The following is a 4,278-nucleotide window of genomic DNA, read 5'->3' as shown; positions in this document are numbered from 1 at the left end:
AAACTGAGCCTGATTGCCAAATCATCCCTTCAGATAAGGCAGGAAGCGCTTGAATCTGCAAGGCAGATAAGCAACAGGATTCTTGAAAAGCTCGGGAAATCCAATTTCCGGCTTATGATAAGGACTTATCCCCATCAGATTCTCAGGGAAAAATCAATGGCAAGCGGAGCAGGAGCAGACAGAACAAGCACAGGAATGGCAGCTCCTTTCGGAAAGCCAATAGGTGTTGCAGCAAGAATCAAGCAGGGAAAGGTTGTTTTTGAGGCATGCGTTAATGAGGCAAACCTTGCTGTTGCAAAAAAGGCGCTGAAAGAGGCATCCTACAAGCTTCCCCTTCAATACCAGATAAAGATTGAAAAGGTTGCTCCAAAGCAGAAGTGAGCCAAGGATTTTTTTTAATTATCTTTTTTTAAGGATTTAATCTTAAAGATTTCATTATTCAATTATTTTTCTTTAATCTTTCTTTAATCTCTCTTTAATCTTTTTTTAATTTCTCTTCATAATATTGGAATAATCAATCATTTTTTTCTTAAATCATAATCTAATCTTAATTATCCTCTTTGATTTAGAAAAAGATTTAAGCAGCTTTCCCTTAATCATCATGAAATGAGCAAGCCAGTCAAGCGCGCGGTAATCCTGGATTTTCTTGAGAATGCACTTGTAAGATGCGAATTCTGCGGCAAGAGCTCAAAAATTTATTTTTCATGCAGAAACTGCAGGGAGCATGTCAAGCTCAAGGACTGCAATTTCTTCCATTTAATCCCTCTTGCGTCAGGCGGGCAGGAGAATTTCACAAATGTGATGATGCTTTGTCCGAAGTGCAGCAGGGAAGTTGAGCTTGTCAGGGAAAAACTCAGGGCTCAAAGAAACAGGAAAATCACTTCTTACTAGGCATCTCTCATCTTGCTCTTGTAGTATGCAATTGCCTTCCCTCTTATCAGCTCCTTGATTTTTTCAGGGTCTTTTTCGCTCTTGTGCCTTTTTTCTATCTCAAGAGTGTTCTTGGCCACTGCGCTGTTTTTGATGTCTGTCTTGCTGATGTATATGTAAACCTGCTTTCCGAACGATTCTATCTCTGAAAAGAGCTTTTCCTGAACCTCAAGAGTGTATGTTTCAGAAGGGTCAAACACATAGATTATCATGTTTGAGGCATACCTCATTGCAATATACGCCTGCTTTTCAATATCATTCATTTTTTCAAGCCTGCTTAGTGTTCCGGGAGTGTCCATTATCTGTATATCATCCTGAGCGCCGTAATAATCAAATGCGCTCATGTAGCCGAGCATTATTGATTTTGTCGTGAACGCATAATTCTTGATTTCAGGGGATGACTTTGTGATTTTTGAAAGGAGTGTTGTCTTTCCGACATTTGGGAAGCCTGCTATTGCAACCCCGAACATGTCCTTTATTGTCGGGTAATTCTTCATCTCAGTTGATGAGTATATCAGGAATTCAAACTGAGGATTTATCTGCTTAAGAAATGAGGAGAACCTTCCGTCAAATTCCCTTGATATCCTGATTATCTCAGAGGAATCTCTTGCCTCTGAGATTCTCTTCCTGCAGCCTGCTGCAACTGAATTTATCCTGTTCCCGCACCAGTTTACTGCCGCAAGCGCCTTCTTCAGCTCAGCTGTCCCGACAGTGCATGAGATAAGCTCGCGGTAGAAGTCAGAGACGCTTCCTGTCTCAGGGAACGCCTCAGTTATCTTTTCCATCTGCCGGGAAAGCCATTCTGCCATTGCAGTTATCCTTCCTGAATTAAGGTTTTTTTCAGATTCAGATTCAGAATATGACTGCCTTTCCTTCTGCCCTTTTGTCCTCTTCCCGATGTAGTGCTTTTTTGTCTTCCTCTGGATTTCAAGAAACTTCTTGAGGTTTTCCCTTCCTATCTTGAAAGTGCTGTCTATGTAGAAATCTGCCCGCTCCACATTCACATTCTTCCTGAAAATCAGGACTGGTTTTTTTCTTCTCACATTATCAGAAGTTTCCCTGCTCTTTATATCTTTTCCTATTAAATTTACTTATTTCCAAATGGTTAAACTTAAATATTGGAAAGTTAATAGCAATCTCTAAGGTGTTTAGATGAAGCTTATGTTTGTTAAGATAAAGAAGGTCAATGTCCGCGGCTTTATCCCTCCGAAGAATACCGCGAATTTTGAGGTGTTCTATGAGGACCAGATGGGAAGCCATTCCTTCACAAAAAACCTTGTCGTTGAAAGGAATGCAGTTCCTGCAATCATAAGGACGGTGATTGAGCTTGAGGAAAGGGCTAACTATGACAAGGAAACAGGAACAATAGATATTGTTGTGGAGGACAAGGACCTTGCCAAGGAAAAGTTGTTGGGGCTGATAAGCGACATACTTATGAGGGTTTCAAAGCTTGACAAGAACAAGGCGGGGATTTACCTTCAGACAATCTCTGCAATCAACAGGATTACCCTTGCGCTTTAAGGATTCAGATTTTTTTGGGGGTGGAAAAAATTCAGCATTACAAGAAAAAGACACTAAAGCTTCTGCTTTTCCTGCTTCTGTTATTCGCAGCAATATTCTTCCTCTCTCTCAGGAACATCTACCTTGGAAGGGAAAGCTCTTTTTTTGCGCTGGGAATCCCTGGCGAGAATGCAATTGTTCTAATTTTCTCTGTTGCGGCAATTGTCAAAACTGTATTTGACATTTACGGGGTAGAGAGCGACGGGGAGCACCAGGCAAGGCTTTGATGATATCAAAATATTAGAAAAACAAGTTTTATGATTTTTTCTTTGTGCAGGGGCACGGCTTATAGCCCTGATTTTTTGCGTCTTCCTTGCTTCTGAAAATTATCCTTTTATCCTCTGCTATCTTCCCGGCAAAGGGGCAGTTTTTCACATGGTATCTTTTCGCTTTTGCAGATGTTATGAATATTTCTTCCTCTTCTTCCATCTTTACTTCTTCTTTTGCCTTCTCAGGCACATTGCGCTTTTCTGTTCTTTTCGTTTTTTCTTCTGCTTCATCATTCCTTTCTTTTCCTGAAGAAAGCTCTCCCCGTTCAAAGAGGATGTTGCATCTTTTGCAGTAGAACCTCATCTTTTCGTTTCCCTTCACATCAGAGCCGCAGACCGGGCATGCCTTTTCCACAACAATTATTTCAGAGTCCGAATATTCATTTTTTGCCATTTACTGCTTCTCCTTGATGAGCCTGAATGCCGAGTCAGCTGCAACTGCGCCTGCTGCGACAGCAGTAACAACCTGCTTAAGCCGCGAGTTTGTAACATCGCCTGCAGCAAATATGCCCCTGATGTTTGTTGCCTGGGCGTCATTAACCTTTATCTGCCCGCTCTCATCAACATCAACACCAAGCTGCTTTGCAACAATGCTTGATGGAATCCCCCCAATTGCAATGAAAACCCCGTCTGTCTTTATCTCATTTCCATTGTCAAGGATTATGCTTTCAACCTTTTCAGTTCCTTTTATTTCAGTTGGGATTGCGTTTGTGATTATCTCTATTTTCTCATTGCCTCTGACTGATTCAATCAGGGCAGGCTCTGCCCTTACCTCTGCGCCCCGGTATATTATGTATGCCTTTGAGGCATATTCCGCAAGCTTTATTGCGTATTTCACAGAAGATTCATTTCCTCCAACTACGCACACAACCTTGTCCTTGTAGAATGGGGCATCGCATGTTGCGCAGTAGCTTATGCCCTTTCCTGAGAACTCCTCTTCGCCGGGAATATTGAGCTTTCTCTTCTCAGTTCCTGTTGCAAAGATTATGGTTTTTGCCTTGTATTTGTTGTTTTCGTGGTCTGTTACTATGAAAAGGGTGAATCCCTTCTTTAAGTCGACTATCTCTGTCTGCCTGATTTCAATCCCGAATTTCTCCGCGTGGGCTTTGAACTTCTGCATGAGCTCAAACCCCCTTATTGACTCAAAGCCGGGATAGTTTTCCACCAATGGCGCTTCGGAAATCATTCCCCCGATTTCCTTTCCGAGAATTATCGTCTTTAATTTGTATCTTGCCGAGTATATTGCTGCTGAGAATGCAGCAGGCCCTGCCCCTATTATTATCATGTCATAGATATCACTGCCTGCCTCTTCTGAACCGCCTCTTTTGAAAATTTTTTGTATTATGCTTTCCATGGCTTTTACAATCATAAGCGCTTATTTAAAAATTTTTTGTATAATTTGGCTTTGTGTAGAAAGTCTTTAAAAGCCCCGACTTTTTACACAGAAAGAAGATTTATATACTTTAATGTGGAGATATGTAATGTGAAGAAAAAAGAAGTTAATTCTAAACCAATTCAT

7 protein-coding genes are annotated in these 4,278 nt (G+C 41.2%); 4 read left to right on the top strand and 3 right to left on the bottom strand.

Annotated features, from left to right (window positions below):
* Together NTV63_01870 and NTV63_01865 are read left to right on the top strand one after the other, a co-directional pair.
* Positions 1 to 381, top strand: a 381-nt coding sequence (locus tag NTV63_01870; protein MCX6709683.1) for a 50S ribosomal protein L16, incomplete at its 5' end; no start/stop codon positions are given.
* A 225-nt stretch (positions 382 to 606) separates the two neighbouring features.
* Positions 607 to 891, top strand: a complete 285-nt coding sequence (locus NTV63_01865) for an HNH endonuclease (GenBank protein ID MCX6709682.1) — start codon at positions 607 to 609, stop codon at positions 889 to 891.
* Here NTV63_01865 and NTV63_01860 read toward each other — a convergent pair.
* Positions 888 to 1,973, bottom strand: coding sequence for a 50S ribosome-binding GTPase (locus NTV63_01860; GenBank protein MCX6709681.1), 1,086 nt, complete (start codon positions 1,971 to 1,973; stop codon positions 888 to 890). The genes NTV63_01865 and NTV63_01860 overlap by 4 nt on opposite strands.
* Before the next feature lie 109 nt (positions 1,974 to 2,082).
* Between NTV63_01860 and NTV63_01855 the strand changes: the two genes are divergently transcribed.
* Positions 2,083 to 2,451: a hypothetical protein gene (locus NTV63_01855; GenBank protein ID MCX6709680.1), complete on the top strand. Its 369-nt coding sequence runs from the start codon at positions 2,083 to 2,085 to the stop codon at positions 2,449 to 2,451.
* 20 nt (positions 2,452 to 2,471) lie between these two features.
* Positions 2,472 to 2,717 carry a hypothetical protein gene (locus NTV63_01850; GenBank protein MCX6709679.1) on the top strand — a complete coding sequence of 82 codons (246 nt, stop codon included), beginning with the start codon at positions 2,472 to 2,474 and terminating at the stop codon, positions 2,715 to 2,717.
* A 28-nt stretch (positions 2,718 to 2,745) separates the two neighbouring features.
* Here NTV63_01850 and NTV63_01845 read toward each other — a convergent pair whose 3' ends face one another.
* Together NTV63_01845 and NTV63_01840 are read right to left on the bottom strand one after the other, a co-directional pair.
* Entirely contained in the window at positions 2,746 to 3,153 is a 408-nt protein-coding gene (locus NTV63_01845) for a hypothetical protein (GenBank protein MCX6709678.1), read from the bottom strand.
* The gene (locus NTV63_01840) at positions 3,154 to 4,113 is read right to left on the bottom strand and encodes an FAD-dependent oxidoreductase (protein MCX6709677.1); all 960 of its coding nucleotides are present in this window, start codon (positions 4,111 to 4,113) and stop codon (positions 3,154 to 3,156) included. It lies immediately after the preceding gene.
* Positions 4,114 to 4,278 lie beyond the last annotated feature (165 nt).

Source organism: Candidatus Woesearchaeota archaeon, from assembly GCA_026394965.1.
Taxonomy (GTDB): Archaea; Nanobdellota; Nanobdellia; order Woesearchaeales; family 0-14-0-80-44-23; genus JAPLZQ01.
Note: the sequence above shows the minus strand (reverse complement) of the source record. Positions and strands in the feature narration are given on the sequence as shown.

Excerpts from the sequence above, each read along its gene's own strand:
- NTV63_01840 (MCX6709677.1), bottom strand. The coding sequence starts at position 4,113 with ATGGAAAGCATAATACAAAAAATTTTCAAAAGAGGCGGTTCAGAAGAG.
- NTV63_01865 (MCX6709682.1), top strand. The coding sequence starts at position 607 with ATGAGCAAGCCAGTCAAGCGCGCGGTAATCCTGGATTTTCTTGAGAAT.
- NTV63_01845 (MCX6709678.1), bottom strand. The coding sequence starts at position 3,153 with ATGGCAAAAAATGAATATTCGGACTCTGAAATAATTGTTGTGGAAAAG.
- NTV63_01855 (MCX6709680.1), top strand. The coding sequence starts at position 2,083 with ATGAAGCTTATGTTTGTTAAGATAAAGAAGGTCAATGTCCGCGGCTTT.